Source organism: Devosia sp. P1_H9 (assembly GCF_056405135.1).
In genome coordinates, this window is sequence record NZ_JBFUCQ010000005.1 from 180,626 (window position 1) to 207,199 (window position 26,574).

The following is a 26,574-nucleotide window of genomic DNA, read 5'->3' on the forward strand; positions in this document are numbered from 1 at the left end:
CTGAAGGGAGCCCCGGTGCAGTCCGACTATTGGGACAGGCCAGCATTCGAAACCATCCGGCCCCGCCGGGTGATGGCGCCACTGGTGTTCAATTCCGCCCATTCCGGCCGCGACTATCCCGAGCGCTTCCTCTCGATGACGCGGCTCGATCACCTGTCGATCCGCCAATCCGAGGATGCGTTCGTCGACGAGCTGTTCGCGCGCGCCCCGCATCTGGGCTCGCCGCTGATCCGGGCGCACTTTCCACGGGCCTATCTCGATGTGAACCGCGAGCCCTGGGAGCTCGACCCGACGATGTTCGTCGAGCCGCTGTCCGAGCGCTTCAACACCACCAGCCCGCGCGTTGCTGCAGGGCTCGGCACGCTTGCCCGCGTCGTGGCCGAGAACAAGCCGATATATAGAGAGCGCCTGACGCTCGATGATGCGCGGATGCGCATCGAGGGCATCTACCAGCCCTACCACGCCACCATGCAGCGGTTGCTGACCGAGGCCTATAGCGCCTTCGGAGTGGCCGTACTGATCGATTGCCACTCGATGCCGCGGCTGTCGCGTTCCGGCGACCGGCTCGGTCCCGACGTTGTGCTGGGTGATCGCTACGGCACCACCTGCGCCCCGATTCTCGCAGACCTGGCGGAAATGGTGTTCGCCGGCGCCGGACTGCGGGTGGCGCGCAACCGGCCCTATGCCGGCGGCTTCTGCACCCGTACCTATGGCCGCCCGCAGCACGGCGTGCACGCGCTGCAGATCGAGCTCAGCAGGCACCTCTACATGAACGAGGTGACGCTCGAGAAGAACGAGGGCTTCGCCGCGATGCGGCAGCTGGTGGATCGGCTGGTGTCGACGCTGATCGGGCTCGATTTTTCGGTGCTGTCGCCGCCGGCAACGGTGCCGGAGAAATACGCGGCAGAGTGAAGGCGCGCCGCACGGAGCGGGCGACTATCCACGGGGCATTTCAACACTGAGCGGAGTGGCAGGTCCCCACAAAAATGGGGCCGCCGGAGCGGCCCAGTCAAGGGAGGAAACGATGGCGGCCAGAGTGCGTTGCCTAAGTCGAGGCAAGAGGCGCCAGACCCGCCCATCCATCATGCAACTACCGGCGTGAACTGATTTGCCTCCCTTCACAAGGTGGCCAGAAGTCTTCAACAGATAAACTTCGGTTGTTGTTGCAAAAATGAATCATGACCGTCACAGGCTATTCGCGAAAATGTGCTGAAGGCCGCCGCTAGATCACTGGAACATCTCACAAAATCGCGCCCGGAAGGCTGATATGAACGATACACCTCTTGCCGGCACCGATCTTGCCGGCCTCACCGCCGACCTCGTGCGCCGCACCCTGCTCGATGCCGCCGAGATCGCCGCCGCGGTGACGCTGCCGCGCTTCCGCTCGGCGCTGGCGGTCGACAACAAGGAGGCGCAGGGCTTCGATCCGGTGACCGAGGCCGACCGGCAGGCCGAGCTCGCCATCCGCGAGCTGATCGGCAACCGCTTTCCTGATCATGCCATCATCGGCGAGGAATGGGACGACAAGCCGAGCGCCGGGCGCTTCGCCTGGATCATTGATCCGATCGACGGCACCCGCGCCTTCATCACCGGGGTGCCGGTATGGGGTACGCTGGTCGGGCTGACCATCGATGGCAAGGCTGTGGCCGGGCTGATGGCGCAACCCTTCACCGGCGAGATCTTCATGAGCTTGCCCGGCGAGGCGTCCTATCACCGCGGTACGGATCGCGTGGAGATGCGCACCTCGAAGGTGACGGAACTGGCTCGGGCCAAGATGACCACGACCTCGCCCGACCTGTTCGAGCGGAAAGGCGTCGCCGAGCCGTGGAACCGGATCCGCCGCTCCGTGCTCACCACCCGCTATGGGCTCGATTGCTACGGCTACGCACTGATGGCGGCCGGACATATCGACCTGGTGGTCGAGGCGGCGCTGAAGGATGTGGACATCTGCCCGCTGATCCCGCTGATCGAGAACGCCGGCGGGGTCATCACCACCTGGGACGGCGGCCGCGCCGAACAGGGCGGCAACTGCGTAGCAGCGGCGACGCCGGAGCTACATGCGGCGGCGATGGCGGTGTTGCGGGGGTAGTACTCTGCTTTGTCGGCTGGTTGCCTTCTCCCACAAGGGAGAAGGCACCGACTGGGAGGTCAGTCAGGCGCTCTGCTCAGTGATGAATGCGTCGAACGCCGCGAACACCTGGGCGCGGATCGAATCGTTTTCCATGAACAGCTCGTGCCTTGCCCCGGGGATGATCACGTGGCGGCCGGTGCGCATCCTGAGGCCCAGGGTCTCAGTGGCAGCGGTGGAAACGATCTCGTCGCGCGCTGCGGCCAGCATCAGCACGGGAATGCGCACAGCGCCGGGGAACTGATCCGTCGCGGCGCCGGCCATTGCATCGAACGCCGAGGCGGCCCAGCGAATCGTCGGCGCCCCGATTTCGAGCTCAGGACGCGCCTTCAGCACATCGACCGAGCGGGTGAAGCGGCGCATGTCGGAGGTCAGCAGGTTGCCGGCGAAACTCAGCTGCGATTGCGGTTTGTCGCCCCGCCGCCCGATCGGCAGGCGACCGAGGCCGAGATTGGCCAGCGTGCCGGTCAACCGCGCCATGCCGGCCATGCCGAACGGCTGGCGATCGAGCCCGACCATCGGCGCCGAGACGAAGATGCGCTCGAACATCATGCGGTCGCGGATGCCGGCATAGAGCGAGGCGAGCCCGCCCATCGAATGGCCGACGAGATAATAAGGTGCAGGGCAATCGGGCAACAGGATCGAGCCGTGGAAGCTCTTGAGGTCGGTCCAGTAGTCATCGAAGCGGCGGACATAGCCGAGCTTCTTGTTGCCTATCAGCCGCTGGCTGCCGCCCTGCCCGCGCCAATCGAAGGTGGCGACGGCAAAGCCGCGCGACTGGAAATCGGCGATGGTCTCGAAATACTTCTCGATGAACTCGGTGCGTCCCTGCACGAGGCAGATAGTGCCCTTGGCCGCACCCTCGCCCTTGGGGAAGGTGGCGAAGCGCAGCTGCACCTTGTCGGCCGTGGTGAAATAGCCGACCCGCGCTCCCTCCGGCACCGGATTTGACGGCACAACCGCAAGCGTGGGGCCGTTGGGATCGACGATGGCGTTCATGCTGCCTGCTCCGAGTGACTGGCCCTACCCCATCCACCATCGTCATTCCTGCGAAGGCGGGAACCTAGTGGGATGTCGGAAACTGAACCGGCCGAGACGATAGTCCTGTGCATACTGGATTCCCGCCTTCGCGGGAATGACGACCGAGAGGTTTAAACCCGCCGACCCCAGAAACAGAAAAGCCAGCGCCTCGGTTGAGACACTGGCTTTCCTGTGATGGCCGCCTTGCGGGGGGCGGGTGAAGGCGGCTCATTCGGTGTGCCCTGCAGCAGACAGTAAGCACAGTCCCGCTTATAGGAGCCGCCGTCTGAACCGGCTTTGATCACGACATTCATGTTCGGTTCATCGACCTGAACAGGGGTCTTGAACCGCCGCCAAGGCTTCCTAAATCAGTGCTGTTCGCCGGGATTGCCCCGGGAACCGGGACACCCGGGAATGTGTGCTTGCCCAATCGGGGAGCGCGCATGGGACACCCGAAAAGCCACGTTGCTCAAAGGAGAATGTGAAATGGCTGCCTACGATTTTTCCCCCTTCTATCGTTCGACCGTCGGTTTCGACCGCGTCTTCAATCGTCTCGATGCCCTGGTGGGCCAGGAGGCGAAGTCCTACCCTCCCTATAATATCGAGAAGACGGGCGAGAACACCTACCGCATCTCGATCGCCGTCGCCGGCTTCGCCGATGGCGACATCGCCATCGAGAGCAAAGAGAACAACCTCGTCGTGAAGGGCGCCAAGCCCGCCGAGACCGAGGACAAGGCTCGGGAGTTCCTGCACCGCGGCATTGCCGAGCGTGCCTTCGAGCTGCGATTCCAGCTGGCCGACTATGTTGAAGTCGCCGGTGCCAACCTCGAGAACGGCCTGCTCCACATCGAGCTGAAGCGCGAGATTCCGGAGAGCAAGAAGGCCCGCCAGATCCCGATCAGCGCCTCGACCAAGACCATCGAGGACAAGACCGTCAACTAATCCGGTCACGAACGACCTGGCGACGAACCAGGCGGTCTGATCGCCAGGTGAACGGAAGTGAGGGGCGTGGTCCGCAAGGGCCGCGCCCTTTTTCCGTAGGTGCACTGGGCGCGGCCCCCCTAAGGTTTGAACAAGGTACACTTTCGCACGATGGCGAAACCGGCTCACAGCCTGGAACCTCGGGCTCAGTCCGCCGTTCACAGGCGGTTCAACCCGTCTCCAGAGGCACCTGATGATCTCCCCCGAAATTGGGCTCAAGTCCAACACCAAGACCGAAATGATCAACCTGCTCAACGCCCGGCTGGCCGACGCCATCGACCTGGCGCTGGTCACCAAGCAGGCGCATTGGAACCTCAAGGGTCCGACCTTCATCGCCGTGCACGAACTGCTCGACACCCTCCGCGACGACGTCGATGAGCACGTCGACATCATCGCCGAGCGCGTCGCCCAGCTCGACGGCATCGCCCTTGGCACCCTGCAGACGGTGAGCAAGGCCAGCAAGCTTGCCCCCTACCCCACCGACATCCGCAAGGTCGCCGACCACGTCGGTGCACTGGTCGAGCGCTACGCCGCGTTGAGCAAATCGACTCGCGAGGGAATTGATGCGGCCGATGAGGCCGGCGATGCGGATACCGCGGACATCTTCACGGCGTTCTCGCGGAGCCTGGACAAGAACCTGTGGTTCCTGAAGAGTCATTTGGAGTAGGCGGTGGCAGGAGCTGCCTGCTGGCTGACCCTGTTAGTGCGGCAGTGACCGCCGCACCTCCCGCATGGCGTCTGCAATTTGCAGGATCGCCGTGTTCTCGGCCGGCGAGGGATTGCCGTCCGCATAAGTGACCTGACGTATCCATCCGGCAACCGAATTACGCATGTTGGCGTCCTGTACTATTGTTCGGCACGCTTCCCGTTGCCGCAACATGATCACGACTAACTCTTCCGCGTCCCGGCCCGCGCCATCCCGTCATGCGGCCCAAGCGCCCGCTTCGGCGCATCGAGCCACGCCCGCCCCACCTTCCCGAACTCCTCCATGCGCTCCGGGTTGAGCGGGTAGTTCAGCTGATTCCCCTCGCGGGCGTGTTCGCCGATCACCAGCAGGTGGGCGTCCTCGCTGCTGTTGTTGAGGAACGAGTGGGCAATGCCGGTGCCAGCAGGAAAGACCACGGCATCGCCTTCGGTGAGCTCGTGGAGATATCCGTCGATCCAGAGGTCCGGGCGGCCCTGCAGCACCAGCACGAACTCGTCCTCGTGGCTCTCGGCGTGTGGGCGGGAGGTGCGGTTGCCGGGGGCGACGATGTCGTAGTTGATGCCGAGGCGGGTGAGGCCCAGCGCGGCGCCCATGCGGCTGCTCTGGCCGCCGTGGTTGGTGTGCCTGGGATTGGGGAACGGCTTCAGCCCGTCGGAGTAGCGCGCGATGAACGGCGGACGGGTGGCGCTGCCCGCATCAGCCTCGCGGGTGCCGGCGCGGGCCCTGCCGTCATGCGGCCCGAGCGGACGTTTCGGAGCATCGAGCCAGGCGCTGTTCCACTTGGTGAATTCGGCCATCCGTTCGGGATTGAGCGGGTAATAGAGCTGGTTGCCCGGTAGTTCGTGCTCGCCGAGGATGATGAGGTGCATGTCCTCGTCGCTGTTGTTGAGGAACGAGTGCGCGATTCCTGTGCCGGCCGGGAAGGCCACCGCGTCGCCTGCCTCGAGTTGGTGCAACTCCCCATCGATCCACACATCGGGCCGGCCGCCGAGCACGAAAACGAACTCCTCCTCAAGCTTCTCCGCGTGCGGAAATGACGTGCGAGAGCCCGGCGAGGTGACCTCGTAGTTGATACCGATATGGGTGAGGCCGTGCAGACCGCCGATCGGGTGGTCTAACCCGCCCATGTCGGCAAAGCCGCCATGATCCAATGGCCGCAGCCCGTCGCGGATGTTGACGATGAACGACGGTCTGGTGGTCACGGCGTACCTCCGCGGATCGGCGCGAAACATGCCGAGCCCCGCGGCCAATGTCGATAGAAATGCAAGCTGTTGTTTCATCGGCAGAAACTGGCCGGCGCCTGCTCTGCTGCCTTTGGCGAAGCGCGAAATCTCCTATAGCTGCCGGCCGGATTTCCGGGTCGGACCACGGCATACTCACAGGCTGCCGGGGCTTCAATTCCTACTGTTTTCCTATACCTCTGGGCGATCTCCTACGCCCGAGCTGTCACAAGACGGCAAAAAAGTGTTCCCGGGCGCTTGCTCGCAGTTTGGAATTATGCAAATGTAGCCTCGATAGGACAGTACGTCTGTCCAATTTCGTGAGCGGCCGGTCTCCCCGGATGCGTTTCACACGCCGATCCGGCTGGACCGCTTGTCGATAGCGGAAACGGAGGGGTGGGGCCTTATCGAGCCCGAATGAGCGGCCATTTGGATGCAGAGCCGCTCCCCACTAAAGGATTGCGCACTCGGATTCGAGCCGTACACTGAGGTACGACTGGGGGACGAAGGCGCGTCGAAAGGAACTTGAACACCGGGGCACTCGCCCTGGTCTCGAAGACGACTGCAAACAGAGGATTTTGCGAAATGGCTGATGCACGGAACGGAATGGTCTCACTTCCCGTCACGGATACCGCCAATCGCAAAAACGGCTATCGCGCCGACCTGCCCACAGGCGTGATGCGTCCGCAGGCCGAGGGCCTCTATGACCCGACGCGCGAGATCGATGCTTGCGGCGTTGGCTTCATCGTCAATTTGAAGAACCTGCCCAGCCAGAGGATCGTCCAGAACGGTCTGAGCATCCTCGAGAACCTCGAGCATCGCGGCGCCGTGGGCGCTGACCCGCTGATGGGCGATGGCGCCGGCATCATGGTGCAGATCCCGCACAAGTTCTTCGTCAAGGAGAGCTCGCGGCTGGGTTTCCACCTGCCCGAGCAGGGCAAGTACGCCGTCGGCTTCATCTTCATGCCGCAGGACGCAGACCTGCGCGCCAAGATGGAGCGCGTCGTCAACAAGGTTATCGAGGACGAGGGCCAGACGGTCGTCGGCTGGCGCGATGTGCCGTCCGACAACGCCTCGCTGTCGAAGGACCCCGAGATCGTCGCCACCGAGCCCTGCCACCGGCAGGTGATCATCGGCCGCGGCGACGGCATCGCCGATGAGGAAGCGTTCGAGCGCAAGCTCTACATCATCCGCAAGGTGATGTCGGCCAAGATCTTCTCGGCCTTCGAGGGCAAGCCGAACGACTTCTATATCGTGTCGATGAGCTGCCGGACGCTGGTCTACAAGGGCATGTTCCTCGCGGCCCAGCTTGGCGCCTACTACCAGGACCTGCATGACCCCGACTTCGAGTCGGCGCTCGCGCTCGTCCACCAGCGCTTCTCGACCAACACCTTCCCCAGCTGGCGGCTGGCGCACCCCTATCGGTTCGTCTGCCACAACGGCGAAATCAACACCGTGCGCGGCAACGTCAACTGGATGGCGGCGCGCCAGGCTTCGGTCGAGTCCCCGCTGTTCGGCGGCGACATCAACAAGCTGTGGCCGATCTCCTATCCGGGGCAGTCGGATACCGCCTGCTTCGACAACGCGCTCGAGTTCCTGATCCGCGGCGGCTATTCGCTGCCGCATGCGGCCATGATGCTGATCCCCGAAGCCTGGGCCGGCAACCCGCTGATGGATGAGGATCGCCGCGCGTTCTACGAGTATCACGCTGCGCTGATGGAGCCGTGGGACGGCCCCGCCGCCATGTGCTTCTCGGATGGCGTCCATATCGGCGCGACGCTCGACCGCAACGGGCTGCGCCCGGCCCGCTACCTCGTCACCGAAGACGACGAAGTGGTGATGAGCTCGGAAGCCGGCGTGCTGCCGATCCCGGCCGAAAAGATCAAGAAGAAGTGGCGCCTGCAGCCGGGCAAGATGCTGCTGATCGACCTGAAGCAGGGCCGCATCGTCTCCGACGAGGAGATCAAGGCGGACCTCGCGACGGCGCATCCGTACAAGACGTGGCTCGGCCGCACCCAGATCGTGCTCGAGGACCTGCCCTCGGTGCACTTCGAGCCCAAGACCTCGGATATCCCGCTGCTCGATCGGCAGCAGGCGTTCGGCTATACCCAGGAAGACCTGAAGCTCCTCCTCACCCCGATGGCGACCACTGGGCAGGAAGCGGTGGGCTCGATGGGCACGGACACGCCGATCTCGGCGCTCTCGAACAAGTCGAAGCTCCTCTACACCTACTTCAAGCAGAACTTCGCGCAGGTCACCAACCCGCCGATCGACTCGATCCGCGAAGAGTTGGTGATGAGTCTGGTGTCGTTCATCGGCCCGCGCCCGAACGTGCTGGACCTGAAGGGCGGCGGCAAGCGCCAGCGGCTGGAAGTGCGCCAGCCGATCCTCACCAACGAGGACCTGGAGAAGATCCGGGCCATCGGCGGCATGGAGGACAACCCGTTCCGTTCGAAGACGCTGGACATCACCTATCCGGTGTCGGAAGGCGCCGAGGGCATGAAGCGGGCGCTAGACCAGGTGTTCTCGGATGCCGAGATGGCCGTCCACTCGGGCGACAACATCATCATCCTCTCCGATCGCGCCATGAGCCGCGACCGGGTGGCGATCCCGGCGCTGCTGGCAACGGCGGGCGTGCACCATCACCTGATCAACAAGGGCCTTCGCACCTCGGTGGGCCTCGTGGTCGAGACCGGCGAAGCGCGTGAAATCCACCACTTCTGCGCTCTCGCGGGCTATGGCGCCGAGGCGATCAACCCCTATCTGGCGTTCGAGACGCTGATCGCCATGAAGCCCGACCTGCCGGGCGAGGTCGACGAAGACGAGATCATCTACCGCTACATCAAGGCGATCGGTAAGGGCATCCTCAAGGTCACGGCCAAGATGGGCATCTCGACCTATCAGTCCTATTGCGGCGCGCAGATCTTCGACGCCGTCGGCCTGACCTCGGAGTTCGTGAACACCTACTTCACCGGTACCGCCACCACCATCGAAGGCGCTGGCCTCGCCGAGGTCGCCGAAGAGACGGTGAAGCGCCACATCGATGCGTTCGGCAACTCGCCGGTGCTCGAGGACGTGCTGGACATCGGTGGCGACTACGCCTTCCGTCAGCGCGGCGAGGCGCATGTCTGGCGTTCCGAGACGGTTGCGAACCTGCAGCATGCCGCCCGCGGCAATGCCCAGGACAAGTATCGCGAATTCTCGAAGCTCGTGAACGAGGTTGAGGACAAGTACGTCACCATCCGCTCGCTGTTCCGTATCAAGGGCGCCGGCGAGGATGGCCGCGCACCCGTGGCGCTCGATCAGGTCGAGCCGGCGGTCGAGATCGTCAAGCGCTTCTCGACCGGTGCGATGAGCTATGGCTCGATTTCGCTCGAGGCGCACACCACGCTCGCCATCGCCATGAACCGGATCGGCGGCAAGTCGAACACCGGCGAGGGCGGCGAGGAAGTCGATCGCTTCAAGCCGATGCCGAACGGCGATTCCAAGCGCTCGGCCATCAAGCAGGTGGCCTCGGGCCGGTTCGGCGTGACGACGGAGTATCTCGTCAACTCCGATATGATGCAGATCAAGATGGCGCAGGGTGCAAAGCCCGGCGAAGGCGGCCAGCTGCCCGGCGACAAGGTCAACGAGACCATCGCCAAGGTGCGCCACTCGACCCCCGGCGTCGGCCTGATCTCGCCGCCGCCGCACCATGACATCTACTCGATCGAGGATCTGGCGCAGCTGATCTTCGACCTGAAGAACGTCAACCCGGACGGCCAGGTGTCGGTGAAGCTCGTCTCCGAGGTCGGTGTCGGCACGGTTGCCGCGGGTGTCGCCAAGGCGCGGGCCGACCACGTGACCATCTCCGGCTACGAAGGCGGCACCGGCGCTTCGCCGCTGACCTCGCTGAAGCACGCCGGCAGCCCGTGGGAAATCGGCCTCGCCGAGACCCACCAGACGCTGGTGCGCAACAAGCTGCGCGGCCGTATCGCCGTGCAGGTCGATGGCGGTATCCGTACCGGCCGCGACGTGGTGATCGGTGCTCTCCTGGGTGCCGACGAGTTCGGCATGGCGACGGCGCCGCTGATCGCCGCCGGCTGCATCATGATGCGCAAGTGCCACCTCAACACCTGCCCGGTCGGCGTCGCGACGCAGGACCCGGTGCTGCGCGCGCGCTTCACCGGCAAGCCCGAGCACGTCATCAACTACCTGTTCTTCGTCGCCGAGGAAGTCCGCGAGCTGATGGCCGAGCTGGGCTATACCCGGTTCGAGGAAATGGTCGGCCAGATGCAGATGCTGGACCGCACCGAGGCCGTCGAGCACTGGAAGGCCAAGGGGCTGGATTTCTCGAAGCTCTTCCACAAGCCGTTCGCCGCCGAGGGCGTGTCGATCACCCATACCGAAGTGCAGAACCACCCGATCCACAACGTGCTGGATCGGCGGCTGATCGAGCAGGCCAAGCCCGCGCTCGACCACGGCACTCCGGTGAAGATCGTCGAGACCATCGCCAGCGTCGACCGCTCGGCGGGCGCCATGCTCGGCGGTGCGGTGGCCAAGCGCTACGGCCACGCCGGCCTCGCCGAGGACACCATCGCCATCTCCTTGACCGGCACCGCCGGCCAGGCGTTCGGCGCCTGGGCGACGCGCGGCATCTCGATCGATCTCGTCGGCGAAGCCAATGACTATGTCGGCAAGGGCCTCTCTGGCGCTCGCCTCGTGGTCCGGCCGCCGGAGAACCGCGGCTTCGTGCCTGAAGAGTCGATCATCATCGGCAACACCGCGCTCTACGGCGCCATTACCGGGGAGTGCTACTTCCGCGGTGTGGCCGGCGAACGCTTCGCGGTCCGCAACTCCGGCGCCATCGCCGTGGTCGAGGGCACCGGTGACCATGGCTGCGAGTACATGACCGGCGGCGTGGTGGTGGTGCTGGGCAGGACCGGCCGCAACTTCGCGGCGGGCATGACCGGCGGCGTCGCCTACGTCCTCGACGAGGACGAGACGTTCGAAAGCCGCTGCAACATGGCGATGGTCGAGCTGGAGCCGGTGGTCGAGGAGGAGAACATCTCCGGCCGCGAATACGGCCACCATGGCGACCTTGAAACCATGGGCGTCGTCGAGATCCTCCACGATCTCGGCCGTCGCGACGCCGAGCGGCTCTACCAGCTGATCGCCCGGCACAAGAGCTTCACTGGCTCGTCGCGGGCCAACCACATCCTGAGCAACTGGGACGAGTTCCTGCCCAAGTTCCGGAAGGTGATGCCGGTCGAGTATCGCAAGGCCCTGGCCAAGATGGAACAGCAACGCGCTGCGGCGCAGCAGATCGCCGCGGAGTAAGAACAATGGGCAAGATCACTGGTTTCCTCGAGATCGATCGCGTCGACCGCGATTACCTTCCCGTCGAGCAGCGGCTGAAGAACTACAACGAGTTCGTCATCCCGCTGGGCGACAAGGGCACCCGCGACCAGGCGGCACGCTGCATGGATTGCGGCATTCCCTACTGTCACAACGGCTGCCCGGTGAACAACCAGATCCCGGACTGGAACGACCTCGTCTACAAGGGCGAGTGGCTGAAGGCGCTGAAGAACCTTCACTCCACCAACAACTTCCCGGAGTTCACCGGCCGCATCTGCCCCGCCCCGTGCGAGGCCAGCTGCACGCTGAACATCCCGGACACCCCGGTCAACATCAAGTCGATCGAGTGCGCCATTGTCGACAAGGGCTGGGAAGAGGGCTGGATCAAGCCGCAGATCAACCCCAACAAGACCGGCAAGAAGGTCGCGGTGATCGGCTCCGGCCCCGCCGGCATGGCTTGCGCCCAGCAGCTGGCCCGCGCCGGCCACGACGTGCACCTCTATGAGAAGAACCTCAAGATCGGCGGGCTGATGCGCTACGGCATCCCCGACTTCAAGATGGAGAAGCGCCACATCGACCGGCGCGCCGAGCAGATGCAGGCCGAAGGCGTGACGCTGCATACCGGCGTCCACGTCGGCTACGACGTGACCATCGAGCAGCTGCAGGCCGAGTATGACGCCGTGGCTTTGGCCGGCGGCGCCGAGAAGCCGCGCGACCTGCCGATCCCGGGCCGCGAGCTCGACGGCATCCATTTCGCGATGCAGTTCCTGCCGCAGCAGAACCGCCGCAATGGCGACGAGCCGCTGAACAACGTTGCCCCGATCCTCGCCACCGGCAAGCATGTCGTGGTGATCGGCGGCGGCGACACGGGTTCGGACTGCATCGGCACCTCGAACCGCCAGGGCGCCCTGTCGGTGACCCAGATCGAAATCATGCCCGCCCCTCCTGAGAAGGAGAACAAGGCGCTGGTCTGGCCGAACTACCCGATGAAGATGCGCACTTCGTCTTCGCAGGAAGAGGGTGTGCTCCGCGACTTCGCCGTCGCCACGGTGAAGTTCGATGGCGAGAACGGCAAGGTCACGGCGCTGCACTGCGCCCGCGCCGACAGCAAGTTCCAGCCGATCCCGGGCACCGAGTTCGTGCTCAAGGCCGACCTGGTGCTGCTCGCCATGGGCTTCCTCGGCCCGGTGCAGGACGGCATGCTGAACGCCTCGGGCGTTGAATACGACAAGCGCGGCAACGTGCTGGCCGACGTGATGCAGTACAAGACCACCAAGGAGAAGCTGTTCTCCTGCGGCGACATGCGCCGCGGCCAGTCGCTGGTGGTATGGGCGATCCGCGAAGGCCGCCAGTGCGCCCGCTCGATCGACCAGTGGCTGATGGGGACCACTGAGCTGCCGCGCTAAACGCGGGAGTACTGAGAGTTCAAGGGGCGCTTCGGCGCCCCTTCTTCATTTCGGGTTGGGGTTCTCGACCCTGCCAACACCGAATGCATCAGCACGGCCGACTGGCGCATCGATCATCTGCGTGAGGTCGAAGCCGACCGATGTGGCGTCGGCCATGTCGGCTGTGACGAGATCGGTAGCGCGTCGCGGCGTGTGAGTGAGCGAGATCACCGCGCCCGCGACTTCGAGCAGCTTCATCTGCCCCAGCCCCTGGTAGGGTGGACGCACCATCAGCTGCGCGTCGGTGCCGAGCAGCGGATCGGCCACCTCGATGCCGACCGTGCCGCCGCCGCGATAGTAGTTCTTGAGGCTCTGGCTGAGGTAGAAGGCAAGCTTGTCGGCACCGGCGGCGGAGAAGTGGATGCCGTCATCCTTGCGCATGCGGACCTGGTTGCCGTTGAGATCGGGGCCGCGCGACGTGTAGCCGCCATCTTCGGTGGCGAAGCGCTCGTAGATATCGAGGAACTCGGCGCCGCCGCTGAATGCCGCTAGCCGCTGGATTTCGTTGACCTGGATCATCGCCTTGCCGAACTTTGGCGCCTCCATTGGCGGCAGCCCGATCCAGATCGTCGGCTTGCCGGCAGCACGCAGCGCCTTCACCACATTGGTGACGCGAGCCGAGTATTCGGTGGTCCATTCAGGGGTCAGCGAGCCGTAGCTTTCGCCGTTGAGCCGCATCTTCTGGCGATCGTTGATGCCGATCAGGATCACCGCGATGTCGAAGCTGTTGGCCGCGATCTGCTCGTTGATGGTCTTGGGCCAATCGAAGAAATCCGGCCGCACGAAGCTCGAGTCCGCGACGCCCTGCGTCAGGATGGCGATGTTCGGATCCTCGGCATAGAAGCGCTCCAGCGCCTTGCCGACATCGTTCGCCATCGAGTCGCCGAACACCGCGAGGCGGGTGGCGCCGGTCGCCTTCTCCACCGCCGGCTTGGCGGGCGGCAAGGCGGCCTTCTTCTGCTTCTTCACCACCGGCTTTTCGACCAGCGGAGCTTCTTCCTGTTGCTGCTGATCGTCGTTGCCGAACAGCAGGTCCATCAGCGTGCGGCGCTTCTTGCGCGGCTGCTCCTGCTGGGCAACCAGCATGCTCCCGTCATCGGCCTGCTGGGTGATCGCCGGCGCGGCTTGCTCAGCCTCGCGCGCCTGCACGAACATCGGCAGCATGTCGGTGAGCACCAGCGCCGCCACAACGGCGCCGATGATCCAGAGGACGAAACGGTTGGGTTTCTTCTGCATGGCAGGTATTTAGCGGAGGTGACGCGGTGAAGTTAAGGCCGCTCGCGCAGAATCTACTGCGAAGCGGCAGTAGTCAGTTCCTCATAGCTGTGCAGCGTGATGAACCCATCGGCCACCTCACCCTTCGACGCCTGGAACTTGGCGTATGCAGCCTGGCTGACCGGCCCGATGCGGCCGTCGACCAGCCCCTCGTAGAGCCCGAGCTTGATCAGGGCCTCCTGGATCGCCTTGCGCTGCTCGAGATTGGGGAATTCGGTGTCCCGCGGCCAGGCCGTAATGTACTCGCCGCGCCCCTTCAGTCGGTCTTCGAGGTGAGAGATGGCCATCGCGTAGCTGTCGGAGAAATTGTAGCTCTTGAGGACGAGGTAGTTGTTCGTCATCAGGAACTTGGGTCCCTTGGCTCCCGTCGGCGCATAGAGAAACACCGGAATCGACGGGTCGCTGAAGGCAGCGCCGCCGAGCCGGCTCACGCCGAGATCGGTGAAGAACGAGATGGGGCGCAGCTGGTCGCGTGTTGCCAGCAGGTAATCGAACCCATCCGGCACACTCACTTCATAGCCCCAGTCGAGGCCGGGCTTGTAGCCGAACCCGAGCAGGTACTCGGCGGTGGTCGCAAGAGCGTCGGCGAGAGAGTTCTGCAGGTCGATGGCACCGTCGCCATCGCCGTCCCTGCCGTATTTGATGACATTGGAGGGGTTAACCTGGAGATGCCCTATCGCGCCGGCCCAGCTGCCGACCAGTTGGGTGGCGTCGAGCGGCCCGCGTTGGACCAGAAGCAGCGCCGCGATCAGGTCCGCCGTGTCGCCTTCGAGCCGAACGCGCCGCTGATGCACGAGCGTTGCCAGCGATGGGATGATCGGACGGATAAACTTGGGATCGGCGAGCACTCGGCCGTAGTTGGTCTCGATGCCCCAGATCGAGGCCAGGAGATAAGGATCAACGCCATACTTCTCGCCGGTCGCGGTCAGCAGGGCCTGGTTTTGCTCGATCGCTTCCTTGCCCTTGCCCATGCGCCACTCGGTGACGCGCTTGTCGATGTAGTCCCACAGCGGTGTCGTGAACTCGGGCTGCGCGGTCACCAGTTCCGGCACATTCGGATCGGGCTTCAGGCCGTACATCGCCTTGGCGTAGGTTTCATGGGTGACACCAGCGGCCACCGCTGTCGCTTCAAAGTTCTTGATGAAAGACTCGAAGCTCTCAACCGGCTGAGCCAACGCCGGCGAGCTGAGACCGAGGAGCGCGACGAAAAGAGCGAGCTTACGTTGCATAACGAATCGCTACCTGTTCCGTGTGGCTAAATAGCGCTCCCAGTTCATCGCCGCGTCAACGATCTCGTTCAGGTCGTCATGCGCCGGCTTCCATCCCAGCACTTGCCGCACCTTGTCGGCCTTGGCGACGATCGAAGCCGGATCGCCGGCCCGGCGCGGCTCCTCGATCACCTTGAAGTCGACGCCCGACACTTCCTTCACCGTGCGCACCACGTCGCGCACTGAGAAGCCGCGGCCGTAGCCGCAGTTCATGGTGACCGACGCGCCGCCCTTTCGCAGGTAGTCGAGAAGCAGCGCATGCGCCTCGACCAGGTCGCTAACATGGATGTAGTCGCGCACCCCGGTGCCGTCGGGGGTCGGGAAATCGGTGCCGAAAATCCCCATGCTCGGCCGCTGCCCAAGGGCGGCCTGCGCGGCGACCTTGATCAGGTGCGTCGCAGTGGGCGACGACTGGCCGCTGCGCTTCTTGGGATCAGCGCCGGCGACATTGAAGTAGCGCAGCACGCCATAGGTCAGCGGGTGCGCCGCAGCAACATCGGCGAGCATCAGCTCGGTCATCAGCTTGGAGCGGCCATAGGGCGACTCGGGCATTAGCTGGTTCGTCTCGGCCACCGGCTCGAGCCCGGCATTTCCGTAAACCGCGGCGGTCGACGAGAAGATGAAGTGCTTCACCCCGCCCTTCACCGCCGCCTCGATGAGGTTGCGCGAGGTGGCGGTATTGTTGGCGTAGTACTTCAACGGATCGCTGACCGATTCCGGCACCACGATCGAGCCGGCGAAGTGGACGATCTCGGTGATGCCGTGCTCGGCGATGAGCTTGCCCACCAGCTCCATGTCACCGGCATTGCCCTGAACGAACGTCGCCCGGTGGTCGATGGCCCAATCGAAGCCGGTGGTGAGGTTGTCGAGCACCACGACCTGCTGTCCGGCGTCGGCTAGCCGCAGCACCATGTGGCTGCCGATATAGCCTGCGCCGCCGGTGACCAGAACCGTCATGGTTCAACCCTCAAACCCGAAATTAACGGCATGGACGCTAATTCGCGAGATGCTAAGAAACGCCTTATAGCCTGCCTATAGCCCCCTCTCCCGCCTTTTCAGGAGTTCTCCTTGCCCAATCGCGTGCGCACCGCCGTTTTCCCGGTTGCGGGTCTCGGCACCCGCTTCCTGCCTGCCACCAAGGCGATGCCCAAGGAAATGCTGACCGTGGTCGATCGGCCGCTGATCCAGTACGCCGTGGACGAGGCGCGCGAGGCGGGCATCGAGCATTTCGTCTTCGTCACGGGGCGCAACAAGGGCGTCATCGAGGACCATTTCGATCGCCAATACGAGCTCGAGCATACGCTCGAAACTCGCGGCAAGACCGATGCCCTGTCGGAGCTGCAGAAGGACCTGCCCTCGGCCGGCCAGACCAGCTTCACCCGCCAGCAGGAGCCGCTGGGGCTCGGCCATGCGGTGTGGTGCGCCCGCGAACTGGTGGGGAACCAGCCCTTCGCACTGCTCTTGCCCGACATGGTGTTCAAGGCCAAGCCCGGCGTGATGAAGCAGATGATGCAAGCCTATGAGGAAACCGGCGGCAACATCATCGGCGTCGAGGAAGTCGACCCGGCGGAGGTGTCGAGCTACGGCATCGTGGCGCGCGGCAAGGGCCCCGATTCGGGTTTCAAGATCACCGGCATGGTGGAAAAGCCCAAGCCGGCGGATGCGCCGTCCAACCTCTTCATCTCCGGCCGCTACATCCTGCAGCCCGAAATCTTCACGCTGCTCAGCGAGCAGACCAAGGGCGCCGGTGGCGAAATCCAGCTGACCGATGCCATGCAGATCCTGATCCGCACGCAGAACTTCACCGGCGTGAAATACGACGGCAAGGTCTTCGATTGCGGTTCGAAGCTCGGCTTCCTCACCGCCAATGTGGTGTTCGCCCTCGACCGGCCGGATCTCGCCGAGGCCTTCCGCAAGGAAATCCGACACCTGATCTGACGCTTGGCGCGATTACTTGTGGAAGGTGACCCCCAGGGTCACCTGGTGCTCATCGGTGGCCGGGGCCGGCGTCTTTTCGGTGCGGAGGAAGCTGTAATCGGCCGTGAGGTCGGTGTGCTCGTTGAGCAGGTAATCCGCTCCCGCACCAAAACCCCATTTGTATTCGTCGTTGTCGATGCCCTGGTAGTGCGCCTCGCTCCACTGCGCGTCGGCGCGCAGCCGCAGCCACGGGTTCACCTGGTAGCTGATGTCGCCCACCGCTGCGTAGGTGAGTTTCGAAGTCGCGTCCGAAGTGGTGCCAGGCGACGAGATGGTGGTCGAGAACGTGCCGGAAAGCGTCAGTGTTTCGTCAGGCCGGAAGGTCGCCTTGGCGTCGTAGAGCACGGCGGAAAAATCCAAGAGCGAACTGTCGGCGAAATCGCTGTAGCCAAGCCCGAGCGAGCCTTCCAGTTCGAGCGTTTCGTTGAACTTGGCAGTGAGCCCGGCGCGGCCCGCGTAGGTGACATTGTCGAGCTTGACCAGGAGGCTCGGCGACGGTTGGTCGTAGGTCAGGTAGTCGGCCTCGGCGTCGACGAAGGCGACGAGGCCCGGCGTCAGCTCATAACCGAGGCGGGCGCCCGCACCGTAGCCGGTAGTGTTCTGGAAGCTGTTGTCGCTGGTCGAATTGTCGACGTAGACGGTCTCGCCATTGACCACCCGGCTTGCGCTACCGCGCACTGCCACATTGAACGCGCCGAGGTCGCGCGATGCGCTGACTTCGCCATCGCCCGAGATCACCACCGGCTCGGATGCAACGTTGGGCGCGTCCGGATCGTCCTGCGACACGATGAGGTTGCCCCGGCCGGCCAGCGTGGTCAGCGCATCGAGCTCGTACTCGCCGCCCGCCGTGCCGGCGATCGAGTCGATGCGCGCAGTGCCATCGAGGTCGTAAGTGAGCTCGCCCTTCAGTCCGACATCATAGCCGCCGCGGATGGTTTCGTGCCGCAGTGTGAAGCTCGGCAGTGCGATCAGTTGGTAGGTCTGCTCGCTGCCATCATCCGTGATGCCACCACGCAGGCCGAGGCTCCAGTCGAGATCGAACGGCGCGTCGCCCCATTCATAGGGCGGCGTGGCGCGGCAATTGTCGCAGTCGGCGGTGGCGTCGCGGGTCAGGTCGGCATTGTTGGTGCCCGATCCATCGCCCAGCGGGTTGAACTCGCCCGCCATGGTGGGGACGACGAGCAGCGCCAGCGCCGTGGCGCTTGCGGCAATGCCGGCTCTCCTCGTTCCCATCAGCTGCAGCGTCCCGCCGGATAATCCTCAACGAACCCTTGCAGCTTATGGTTAAGGAAGCCTTGCCCCAGCCCGGCCGCCAATCACAAAACCACCCGTTAACCCTTGCTCTTAAATGGGAATTATTCGGTGGGGGTCAGGATAGGCCTCGGCTTTTAGCCTATATTTGCAGCGTCGGGGCTCACGACCATGGATATCGCAACCCTCATCGGGATCGTTGGCGGCTTCGCCATGCTGTTCGGCGCGATCCTGCTCGAAGGCTCAAGCCCCATGAGCTTCATCAACCTGCTGGCGACGGTCGTCGTGGTGGGCGGTGGCATCATGGCGGTGATGGCGCGCTACACGATGGCCGGCTTTGCCAATGGCACGGTCAATGGCTTCAAGTCGGTGCTGTTCTACAAGCACGTCTCGACCAACCACCTCATCGACCAGATCGCGGAGATCGCCGAGACGATGCGGCGGCAGGGCCCGATCGCGCTCGAGAACGTGCAGGTCGAGGATCCGTTCTTCAAGCGCGGCGTCCGCATGATCGCCGACGGCTTCTCGGCCGAGGCCATCCGCGCTTCGCTGGAGCGCGAGCGCGATCTCGATTACGAGCGCATCGAGGAAAGCCACAAGATATTCAAGGCATTCGGCGAAGCCGCGCCCGGCATGGGCATGGTCGGCACGCTGATCGGCCTCGTCTCGATGTTCGGCCACATGGACGATCCCAAGAAGATCGGCCCCGGCATGGCCATCGCCCTGCTGACCACGCTCTATGGCGCGGTGCTCGCCAACGTCTTCGCGCTCCCTATCGCCGACAAGCTGGCCAACCGCGCCACCGAGGAGGGCACCAACCGCAGCCTCATCATCGAGGCGCTGGTTATGATCCGCGAGGGCCGCAGCCCCAACACCATCCGCGACGAGCTGGCGAGCTTCCTGCCGCTGCACACCCGCGAAAAACTGCTGGAAGCCGCGTGATGGCCATCCATCGCAAGAAGGCCATCGGCAGCGGCGGCCATGGCGGCGCCTGGGTTATCTCGTTCGCCGACCTGATGAGCCTGCTGATGGCGTTCTTCGTCATGCTGCTGAGCTTTTCGGTGCAAGACCAGGAAAAGCTGAACATGGCGGCCGGCTCCGTGCAGGACGCCTTCGGCATCCAGCCGTTCTCGCAGATGACCGGCATGATCGAGCGGCAGGGCAACCCCGAGCGCGACTATCTCAAGAGCGTCGCAACCACCCAGACCAAGGCCGATACCGAGTTCGCGACCGAAGACCAGCAGGAAAATCAGAGTCAGGGGCAGGAAGCCAACACTTTCGCCGACGAGCGGACCTCCCTTGAGCGTGCGGCCCAGTATGCGCTGGCCGCGGCCAGCCTGAAGCAGGCTTGGCAGGACCAGCCCGACATCACCGCGCTGGCGGACAACCTGATCGTCGAGAACACCGAGGACGGGCTGAACATCGTCATCGCCGATCAGCAGGGCCGCGCCATGTTCCCCGAGGGCTCGAAATATCCCTACGAGATCACCCGCAAGGCCATCGCCGCGCTGGCGCCGCTGATCAACAAGCTGCCAAACCAGATCGAGATCACCGGGCACACCTCGGCCGGCGGCACCTACGACAACCCGCGCTATGGCGAATGGGAGCTGAGCTTCGACCGCGCCAACGTGGTGCGGCAGATCCTCGAGGAATTCGGCCTGGCACCGGATCGGCTGCGATCGGTCACCGGCCGCGGCGCCACCGATCCGTTCTTTCCGAACGACCCCTATCTCAGCGCCAACCAACGCGTCTCGATCCTGCTGAAATTCCAGAAGCCGCCGGTGCCGGTGGACCTTAGGCCTTAGGCGGCTTCGACCTTCAATAGCGCCCCGTGCGCCTCGACGATCCGCACGCGCGAACCGGCGGCGAGATCGGGGCCCTGCACGCGCCACACCGTGTCATCGAGCGACAACCGACCAAAACCATCGCGGATTGGTTCGTCGAGCACGGCCTCGTGGCCGATAAAGCGGTTGGCGCGCTGGTTGAGGAACGGCCGGTCGGACACCACGCCCGGGCCGCGGAACCTGAGCCACAGCCAGATGCTGACCAGCGCCAGGACGCCGAAGATCACGAACTGCAGCGGCCAGAAGATGTCGATGAACAGCGCGCCGAGCCCGGTGATAAGCGCCGCAGCGCCGAGCCACACCAGCACACCGCCGGGCACCACCAGCTCGAGCGCCAGGAGAACCAATCCCGCCACTATCCATGACCACGCGCCGTGGGTGGCGATGAAGTCGAGGACCTGCATGTCTGCCTCCTGGGTTGGCGTGGGTTACGTGGTGGACGGCGGGCGGCCGCTGGACGGCCGCGTCGCCGGCTTTTCGGCGCCGAAGGTTTCGCGGGCAATCTCGGCGATGCCACCAATGGCGCCGATCACGCTGGCCGCTTCGACCGGCAGCATCAGCACCTTCTGGTTCGGCGACTTGGCAAGCGCTTCGAGCGCCTTGATGTAGTTATTGGCAACGAAGTAATTGATCGCCTGCACATTGCCCGAGGCAATGGCGTCCGACACCACCTGCGTCGCCTTGGCTTCGGCTTCCGCCGAACGCTCGCGCGCCTCGGCATCGCGGAACGCCGCTTCGCGCCGGCCCTCGGCCTCGAGCACCTGGCTCTGCTTTTGCCCCTCGGCCTGGAGGATCGCGGCCTGCCGCTTGCCCTCGGCTTCGAGGATCAGCGCGCGCTTTTCGCGCTCCGCCTTCATCTGCCGGCCCATCGAGTCGATAAGGTCCTTGGGCGGATCGATGTCCTTGATTTCGATGCGGGTGATCTTGAGGCCCCAGGGCGACACCGCCGCGTCCACCACCTTGAGCAGGCGCTGGTTGATCTCGTCGCGGTTGCTCAGCAACTGGTCGAGGTCCATCGAGCCCATGACCGTACGAATGTTGGTCATGGTCAGGTTCTGCACCGCGAGGTCCAGCTGCGCCACTTCGTAGGCAGCGGCCGCGGCATCGAGGATCTGGTAGAAATTCACGCCATTGACGGTGACCGTGGCGTTGTCGCGGGTGATGACTTCCTGGTGCGGGACATCGACCACCTGCTCCATCATGTTCATCTTGCGGCCAATGCCGTCGATGAACGGGATGATCAGGCTGAGACCCGGCTTCAGCGTGCGGATATACCGCCCGAACCGTTCCACCGTGTAGTTATAGCCCTGCGGAACCACCTTGGCGCCGGCGAACAGCACCAGCACGGCGAGCACGCCCAGCGTGATCAGCGTCAGGCTCAACCCATCGAGTTCCAGAAAGTCCATGCCTCGTCCCCTTCCACGTGCCCGGCCCATTGCGAAATATGTATGTGCGGGGCGGAGTCGGCGCAATGTTGGTTGGTCTTTATCCGTCGCTAGCCGGTGGGAACACTCGGGCGGCAAATGCCGTTGAATGATCGACCAATCGTTCGCGAGTTGAGACCATGCCCGCCACCCGTCCAATCTGGAAAGGCCAGTTACGCCTTTCTCTCGTTTCGATTCCCGTGGAAATGTTCACGGCCACGAAATCTGGCGCCAAGCCGAGTTTCCGCCAGATCCACGAGCCGACCGGCAAGCCAATCCACTACGAGAAGGTGGTTGATGGCGTCGGCCCGGTGGAGAAAGACGAGATCCGCAAGGGGTTCGAGTACGAGAAGGGCGACTATGTCCTGCTCACCGATGACGAGATCGATGCGGTGAAGCTGGAGACGCGGAAGACCCTGGAGCTGGTGCAATTCGTCGATGAGGACGAGATCCCGCCGATGTACTTTGACACGCCCTACTTCCTGACCCCCGCTGACGAACTGGCCGAGGACGCGTTCCGTGTCGTGCGCGATGCGCTGCGCAAGGCAAAGAAGGTTGGGCTGGGCCAACTGGCGTTGCGCGGCAAGGAATACCTCGTTTCGATCAAGCCCTGCGGCAAGGGCATCCTGCTCGAAACGCTGCACTACGAGGATGAGCTGAAGAAGTCCGACAGCTTCTTCTCCGACATTCCAGCCAAATCCAGCGACGAGGACCTGCTCGATGTGGCGACAGCGCTGATCGAGAAGAAGACCGAGAAATTCGATCCCAAGGCGTTCAAGGATCACTACCAGGCGGCCTTGCGTGAACTCATTGGCCGGAAGCTGAAATCGAAGGGCCGCAAGATCACCACCGATGTCGAAGAGCCAAGCCGCTCGCCCCGCGGCGACAACGTCGTCGACCTGATGGCCGCGCTGAAGAAGAGTCTCGAAGGCGGCAGCGCCAGCAAGTCCAAGGCGCTGGCCAAGGCCACCCCACGCAAGAAGGCGAGCTGAGATGTCTGCCACCCCCAGCGAATTGCTTAGGGATTACCAGGCGAAGCGCGACTTCGCCAAAACCTCGGAACCCTCCGGCAAGAAGGCGAAGCGCGCCGCCAAGGGCAAGCCGCTGCGCTTCGTGGTGCAAAAGCACGATGCCACGAGGCTGCATTACGACTTCCGCCTCGAACTCGACGGCGTGCTCAAGAGCTGGGCCATCACCAAGGGACCATCCACCAACCCCGCCGACAAGCGGCTGGCCGTACGGGTCGAGGACCATCCGCTCGACTACGGCGCCTTCGAGGGCACCATTCCCGAAGGCGAATATGGCGGCGGCACGGTGATGCTGTGGGACGAAGGCACCTGGGAGCCCGTCGGCGATCCGCACGAGGGCCTCGATGGGGGCGATCTGAAATTCCGGCTCAACGGCAAGCGCATGAAGGGCGAGTGGGTGCTCGTCCACATGAAGGGCCGCGACAACAAGACGAAGAACGGCACCCGCGAGAACTGGCTGCTGATCAAGCACCGCGACGACCACTCCACCGACACCGACGGCCTCACCGAGAAGTTCACCACCAGCGTCGAAACCGGCCGCGACCTCTCCGGCATCGCCAAGGGTAACAAGCCGCGGAAGAAGGCGGCGAAGGCGGAAGCCGAGGGGGATTCGAACGCTAAGGTATGGACGGGCGGCAAGGCCGTGGCACTGCCGGATTTCCGCGAGCCGCAATTGGCGACGCTGGTAGAGGAAATCCCCAGCGGTAGCGACTGGCTGTTCGAGATGAAGTTCGACGGCTACCGCTGCATCGCCTCGGTCGCCGGGCCGGAAGCGCGGCTGTTCACTCGCAACGGCAACGACTGGACGACGCAGTTCGGCCGACTCGTCGAGCCGCTGTCCAAGCTCACCAAGGGCTCCGTACTGCTCGACGGCGAAATCTGCTCGTTCAAGGACGGCCGCACCGACTTCTCGACGCTGAAGGACGCGCTGTCGAGCGGCGGACCGCTGGTCTACTTCGTCTTCGACATCCTCGAACAGGACGGCGAGAACCTCGAGAAGCTGCCGCTGCTGGAGCGCAAGGAGCGACTACGGAAGCTCATTGGCAGGGTGAACCAGCATGCCGAGGTGCAGTACTCCGATCACGTGCGCGGACACGGCGACGAAGTGTTCAAGGCGATGTGCGAGGCACACCAGGAGGGGGTGATCGCCAAGCTTGCCGACGCGCCCTACCGGCATGAGCGCACCCGCACGTGGCTGAAGATCAAATGCACCAACCGGCAGGAATTCGTCATCGGCGGCTGGCGGCCATCGGACAAGCACAAGGGTTTCGCCTCGCTGCTGCTGGGGACGTGGGAGCACGGCAAGCTGGTCTATCGTGGCCGCGTCGGCACCGGCTTCAATGCGAAGAGCGCCGCGGAATTGCAGGCGGAGATGGACAAGCGGGCGCGGAAGACCCCGGCCTTCGAGACCGTGCCGCGCGATATCTCGCGCCGGGCGAAATGGATCGAGCCGGAACTGGTCGCTGAAGTCGACTTCACGGAGTTCACCCCAGACGGAGTGTTGCGTCATCCGTCCTTCGTCGGACTCAGGAAGGATAAGCCCGCCCGCGAAGTGAAACTGGAAACCAAGGCGCCCAAGCCCGTGGCGACAAAGCGGAAATCAGCGGCTAAGCTCAAGGCCATGAAGCTCACCGACGACATGGGGATAGCCGTGGCCGAGCGGCTCGGCGTGCGGCTCACCAGCCCTGACCGCGAGGCGCTGCCGGACGGCGGCGTTACCAAGGGCCAACTCGTCGCCTATTACGATGCCGTGGCCGAGCGCATGCTGCCCCATATCGAAAAGCGCGCCCTGAGCCTCGTCCGCGTGCCGCGCGGCAGCAAGCCGTTCTTCCAGAAGCACGATACCGGCGGCTTTCCCGATGTGATGAAGCGCGTCGCCATCGAGCTCAAGGAAAGCGAACGGGAAGACCATTTCTATGTCGACGACCTCGCCGGCATCGTCGCCGGCGTGCAGATGTCGACGCTCGAGTTCCACATCTGGGGCAGCCATATCGATACCCTGGAAAAGCCCGACCGCATCATCTTCGATATCGATCCGGACGAGGGCCTCGACTTCAAGGTGACCCGCCAGGCCGCCATCCATATCCGCGACGTGCTCGGCGAATGGGGGCTGAAGAGCTTCCCGATGGTCACTGGCGGCAAGGGCATCCACGTCATCGCACCGCTGAAACCGGTGACCGAGTGGCCTTTGGTCAAGCTGTTCTGCCGCACCTTCGCGCAAAAGCTCGAGGACAACGAGCCCGACAGTTTCACCGCCAACATCCGCAAGGTCGAGCGCAAGGGCCGGATGTTCGTCGACTACCTGCGCAACGAGCGCGGCTCGACCGCGATCGCCCCGTTCTCCACCCGCGCCCGCCCCAACGCGCCCTGCGCCGTGCCGGTCGGCTGGGATGAACTCGAGACGATCAAGGCGGCCAACCTGTTCGAGATCGAAGCCGCCGCGGCCAAGGCGCAGGAGCCGGATCCGTGGGTGGGATATTTCGACCTGACCCAGTCGATCACCAAGGGCATGGTGGAGGCGGTGGCGGGGCCGCTGAAGGATCTGAAGCTCTAGGCACCGCCAGTGCCTAAACCCACCCCGCCAATTCCTTGCGGATCACGCTCTCCAGCATGCCCATCCCCAGCTCGCTGTCATTGAGACACGGGATGTACGCATAGCGCTCGCCGCCGGCATGTTCGAACTGCTCGCGGCCGGTGATGGCGATCTCCTCAAGTGTCTCGATGCAATCGACCGAGAAGGCCGGCGCGACCACCGCAACCCGTTTCACCCCCTGGCCGGGCAGCGCCATCAGCGTCGCGTCGGTGTAGGGCTCGAGCCACTTGGTCGGCCCGAACCGGCTCTGGAACGTCACCTTCAGCTTTTCTTCGGACCAGCCCAGGTGCTCGCGCACCAGCCGCGTCGTTTTGAGGCACTGGCAATGGTACGGGTCGCCCTTCTCGAGGTACTCGACCGGCATGCCGTGATACGAGGTGAGGATCAGGTCGGGAGTGAAATCCAGGGCTGCGACGCCATCGGCGATGCTCTGCGCCAGCGCCTCGACATAGGCCTGCTCATCGAAATACGCCGGGAGCGTACGGATCGCTGGCTGCCAGCGCATCGTCTTCAGCGCATCGAACGCCTTGTCGTTGGCGGTCGCCGTGGTGGTCGCCGAGTATTGCGGATAGAGCGGCGCGAGGAGAATCTTCTGGCATCCGGCGGCCTGCAGCGCATCGATGCCCGACTTGGTCGACGGGTTGCCATAGCGCATGGCGAACTCGACCACGATGTTCTTGCCCAGCCGCTCCTGCAGCTTGGTCGCCTGCTTGCGCGTGATGACGCGAAGCGGGCTCTCGTCCAGCTCCTTGTCCCAGATGCGCTCGTAGTTGGCGCCGCTCTTCTGCGGCCGGGTGGTGAGGATCACGCCCTGCAGCACCGGCTGCCAAATCCACGGCGATGCCTCGATGACGCGCTTGTCGGAGAGGAATTCGCTGAGATAGCGACGCACCGACCAGTAGTCGGTACCGTCGGGAGTGCCCAGATTGAGCAGCAGCACCCCGACCTTCGGCGTCGCAATCGGGGGGTGTCCGGCAGGAAGTCCGGTTGCCATGGGCTGGCCTGTAGCTTGAAACGTTGTTGGCGCGCAACATAGTCAGGGCCGCCCCGAACACAAGTGCAAGGGTGTCGCGGCAG

At 64.2% G+C, this 26,574-nt stretch carries 20 protein-coding genes; 11 read left to right on the forward strand and 9 right to left on the reverse strand.

The window, feature by feature from the left end; translation table 11 throughout:
* The first annotated feature begins 15 nt into the window (after positions 1 to 15).
* Both AC1DYL_RS11595 and hisN read left to right on the forward strand, forming a co-directional pair.
* Positions 16 to 912, forward strand: a complete 897-nt coding sequence (locus AC1DYL_RS11595; RefSeq protein WP_477149915.1) for an N-formylglutamate amidohydrolase — start codon at positions 16 to 18, stop codon at positions 910 to 912.
* Between the two features lie 355 nt (positions 913 to 1,267).
* Entirely contained in the window at positions 1,268 to 2,089 is an 822-nt protein-coding gene (hisN, locus tag AC1DYL_RS11600; protein ID WP_477173237.1) for a histidinol-phosphatase, read from the forward strand.
* A 63-nt stretch (positions 2,090 to 2,152) separates the two neighbouring features.
* Here the strand turns inward: hisN and AC1DYL_RS11605 are convergent, their stop codons facing one another.
* Positions 2,153 to 3,127: an alpha/beta fold hydrolase gene (locus tag AC1DYL_RS11605; protein ID WP_477149917.1), complete on the reverse strand. Its 975-nt coding sequence runs from the start codon at positions 3,125 to 3,127 to the stop codon at positions 2,153 to 2,155.
* Positions 3,128 to 3,634: 507 nt separating this feature from the next.
* On the opposite strand from AC1DYL_RS11605, the gene AC1DYL_RS11610 reads away from it, so the two are divergent.
* Positions 3,635 to 4,090 (forward strand): Hsp20 family protein, encoded by a 456-nt coding sequence (locus tag AC1DYL_RS11610; RefSeq protein WP_477157137.1) that lies wholly within the window; start codon positions 3,635 to 3,637, stop codon positions 4,088 to 4,090.
* A gap of 232 nt (positions 4,091 to 4,322) precedes the next feature.
* The gene (gene dps, locus AC1DYL_RS11615; RefSeq protein ID WP_477149919.1) at positions 4,323 to 4,796 is read left to right on the forward strand and encodes a DNA starvation/stationary phase protection protein Dps; all 474 of its coding nucleotides are present in this window, start codon (positions 4,323 to 4,325) and stop codon (positions 4,794 to 4,796) included.
* Positions 4,797 to 5,017: 221 nt separating this feature from the next.
* Here the strand turns inward: dps and AC1DYL_RS11620 are convergent, their stop codons facing one another.
* Positions 5,018 to 6,037, reverse strand: a complete 1,020-nt coding sequence (locus AC1DYL_RS11620; RefSeq protein ID WP_477173238.1) for a cupin domain-containing protein — start codon at positions 6,035 to 6,037, stop codon at positions 5,018 to 5,020.
* Positions 6,038 to 6,733: 696 nt separating this feature from the next.
* Here AC1DYL_RS11620 and gltB point away from each other — a divergent pair.
* Together gltB and AC1DYL_RS11630 are read left to right on the forward strand one after the other, a co-directional pair.
* Entirely contained in the window at positions 6,734 to 11,374 is a 4,641-nt protein-coding gene (gene gltB / locus AC1DYL_RS11625; protein WP_477173364.1) for a glutamate synthase large subunit, read from the forward strand.
* Between the two features lie 5 nt (positions 11,375 to 11,379).
* Complete coding sequence (locus AC1DYL_RS11630) at positions 11,380 to 12,798, forward strand: glutamate synthase subunit beta (RefSeq protein ID WP_477173239.1); 1,419 nt, start codon at positions 11,380 to 11,382, stop codon at positions 12,796 to 12,798.
* 45 nt (positions 12,799 to 12,843) lie between these two features.
* On the opposite strand, the gene AC1DYL_RS11635 is transcribed toward AC1DYL_RS11630, so the two are convergent.
* From AC1DYL_RS11635 to galE, 3 genes are read right to left on the reverse strand one after another with little or no spacing between them, the layout of a single operon-like run.
* Positions 12,844 to 14,073, reverse strand: coding sequence for an SGNH/GDSL hydrolase family protein (locus tag AC1DYL_RS11635; RefSeq protein WP_477149922.1), 1,230 nt, complete (start codon positions 14,071 to 14,073; stop codon positions 12,844 to 12,846).
* 53 nt (positions 14,074 to 14,126) lie between these two features.
* Complete coding sequence (locus tag AC1DYL_RS11640) at positions 14,127 to 15,341, reverse strand: lytic murein transglycosylase (protein ID WP_477149923.1); 1,215 nt, start codon at positions 15,339 to 15,341, stop codon at positions 14,127 to 14,129.
* Positions 15,342 to 15,350: 9 nt separating this feature from the next.
* Entirely contained in the window at positions 15,351 to 16,337 is a 987-nt protein-coding gene (galE, locus tag AC1DYL_RS11645) for a UDP-glucose 4-epimerase GalE (RefSeq protein ID WP_477149924.1), read from the reverse strand.
* 111 nt (positions 16,338 to 16,448) lie between these two features.
* Between galE and galU the strand changes: the two genes are divergently transcribed.
* On the forward strand, positions 16,449 to 17,318 hold the full coding sequence (galU, locus tag AC1DYL_RS11650) for a UTP--glucose-1-phosphate uridylyltransferase GalU (protein WP_477149925.1): 870 nt from the start codon (positions 16,449 to 16,451) through the stop codon (positions 17,316 to 17,318).
* Positions 17,319 to 17,330: 12 nt separating this feature from the next.
* Here the strand turns inward: galU and AC1DYL_RS11655 are convergent, their stop codons facing one another.
* Positions 17,331 to 18,590: an outer membrane beta-barrel protein gene (locus AC1DYL_RS11655; RefSeq protein WP_477173240.1), complete on the reverse strand. Its 1,260-nt coding sequence runs from the start codon at positions 18,588 to 18,590 to the stop codon at positions 17,331 to 17,333.
* A gap of 189 nt (positions 18,591 to 18,779) precedes the next feature.
* Between AC1DYL_RS11655 and AC1DYL_RS11660 the strand changes: the two genes are divergently transcribed.
* Both AC1DYL_RS11660 and AC1DYL_RS11665 read left to right on the forward strand, forming a co-directional pair.
* Positions 18,780 to 19,550 carry a motility protein A gene (locus AC1DYL_RS11660; RefSeq protein ID WP_477149927.1) on the forward strand — a complete coding sequence of 257 codons (771 nt, stop codon included), beginning with the start codon at positions 18,780 to 18,782 and terminating at the stop codon, positions 19,548 to 19,550.
* Complete coding sequence (locus tag AC1DYL_RS11665) at positions 19,550 to 20,413, forward strand: OmpA/MotB family protein (RefSeq protein WP_477173241.1); 864 nt, start codon at positions 19,550 to 19,552, stop codon at positions 20,411 to 20,413. Before AC1DYL_RS11660 ends, AC1DYL_RS11665 begins: the two co-directional genes overlap by 1 nt.
* Here AC1DYL_RS11665 and AC1DYL_RS11670 read toward each other — a convergent pair.
* Both AC1DYL_RS11670 and AC1DYL_RS11675 read right to left on the reverse strand, forming a co-directional pair.
* A complete protein-coding gene (locus AC1DYL_RS11670) occupies positions 20,410 to 20,856 on the reverse strand; it encodes an NfeD family protein (protein ID WP_477149929.1) in 447 nt (148 codons plus the stop codon). The genes AC1DYL_RS11665 and AC1DYL_RS11670 overlap by 4 nt on opposite strands.
* Positions 20,857 to 20,880: 24 nt before the next feature.
* Complete coding sequence (locus tag AC1DYL_RS11675; protein ID WP_477173242.1) at positions 20,881 to 21,858, reverse strand: SPFH domain-containing protein; 978 nt, start codon at positions 21,856 to 21,858, stop codon at positions 20,881 to 20,883.
* Positions 21,859 to 22,016: 158 nt separating this feature from the next.
* Between AC1DYL_RS11675 and ku the strand changes: the two genes are divergently transcribed.
* The gene (gene ku / locus AC1DYL_RS11680) at positions 22,017 to 22,868 is read left to right on the forward strand and encodes a non-homologous end joining protein Ku (RefSeq protein ID WP_477149931.1); all 852 of its coding nucleotides are present in this window, start codon (positions 22,017 to 22,019) and stop codon (positions 22,866 to 22,868) included.
* A 1-nt stretch (position 22,869) separates the two neighbouring features.
* Complete coding sequence (ligD, locus tag AC1DYL_RS11685) at positions 22,870 to 25,458, forward strand: DNA ligase D (RefSeq protein WP_477173243.1); 2,589 nt, start codon at positions 22,870 to 22,872, stop codon at positions 25,456 to 25,458.
* Positions 25,459 to 25,471: 13 nt separating this feature from the next.
* Here the strand turns inward: ligD and hemH are convergent, their stop codons facing one another.
* On the reverse strand, positions 25,472 to 26,491 hold the full coding sequence (hemH, locus tag AC1DYL_RS11690; protein ID WP_477173244.1) for a ferrochelatase: 1,020 nt from the start codon (positions 26,489 to 26,491) through the stop codon (positions 25,472 to 25,474).
* Positions 26,492 to 26,574: the final 83 nt, after the last annotated feature.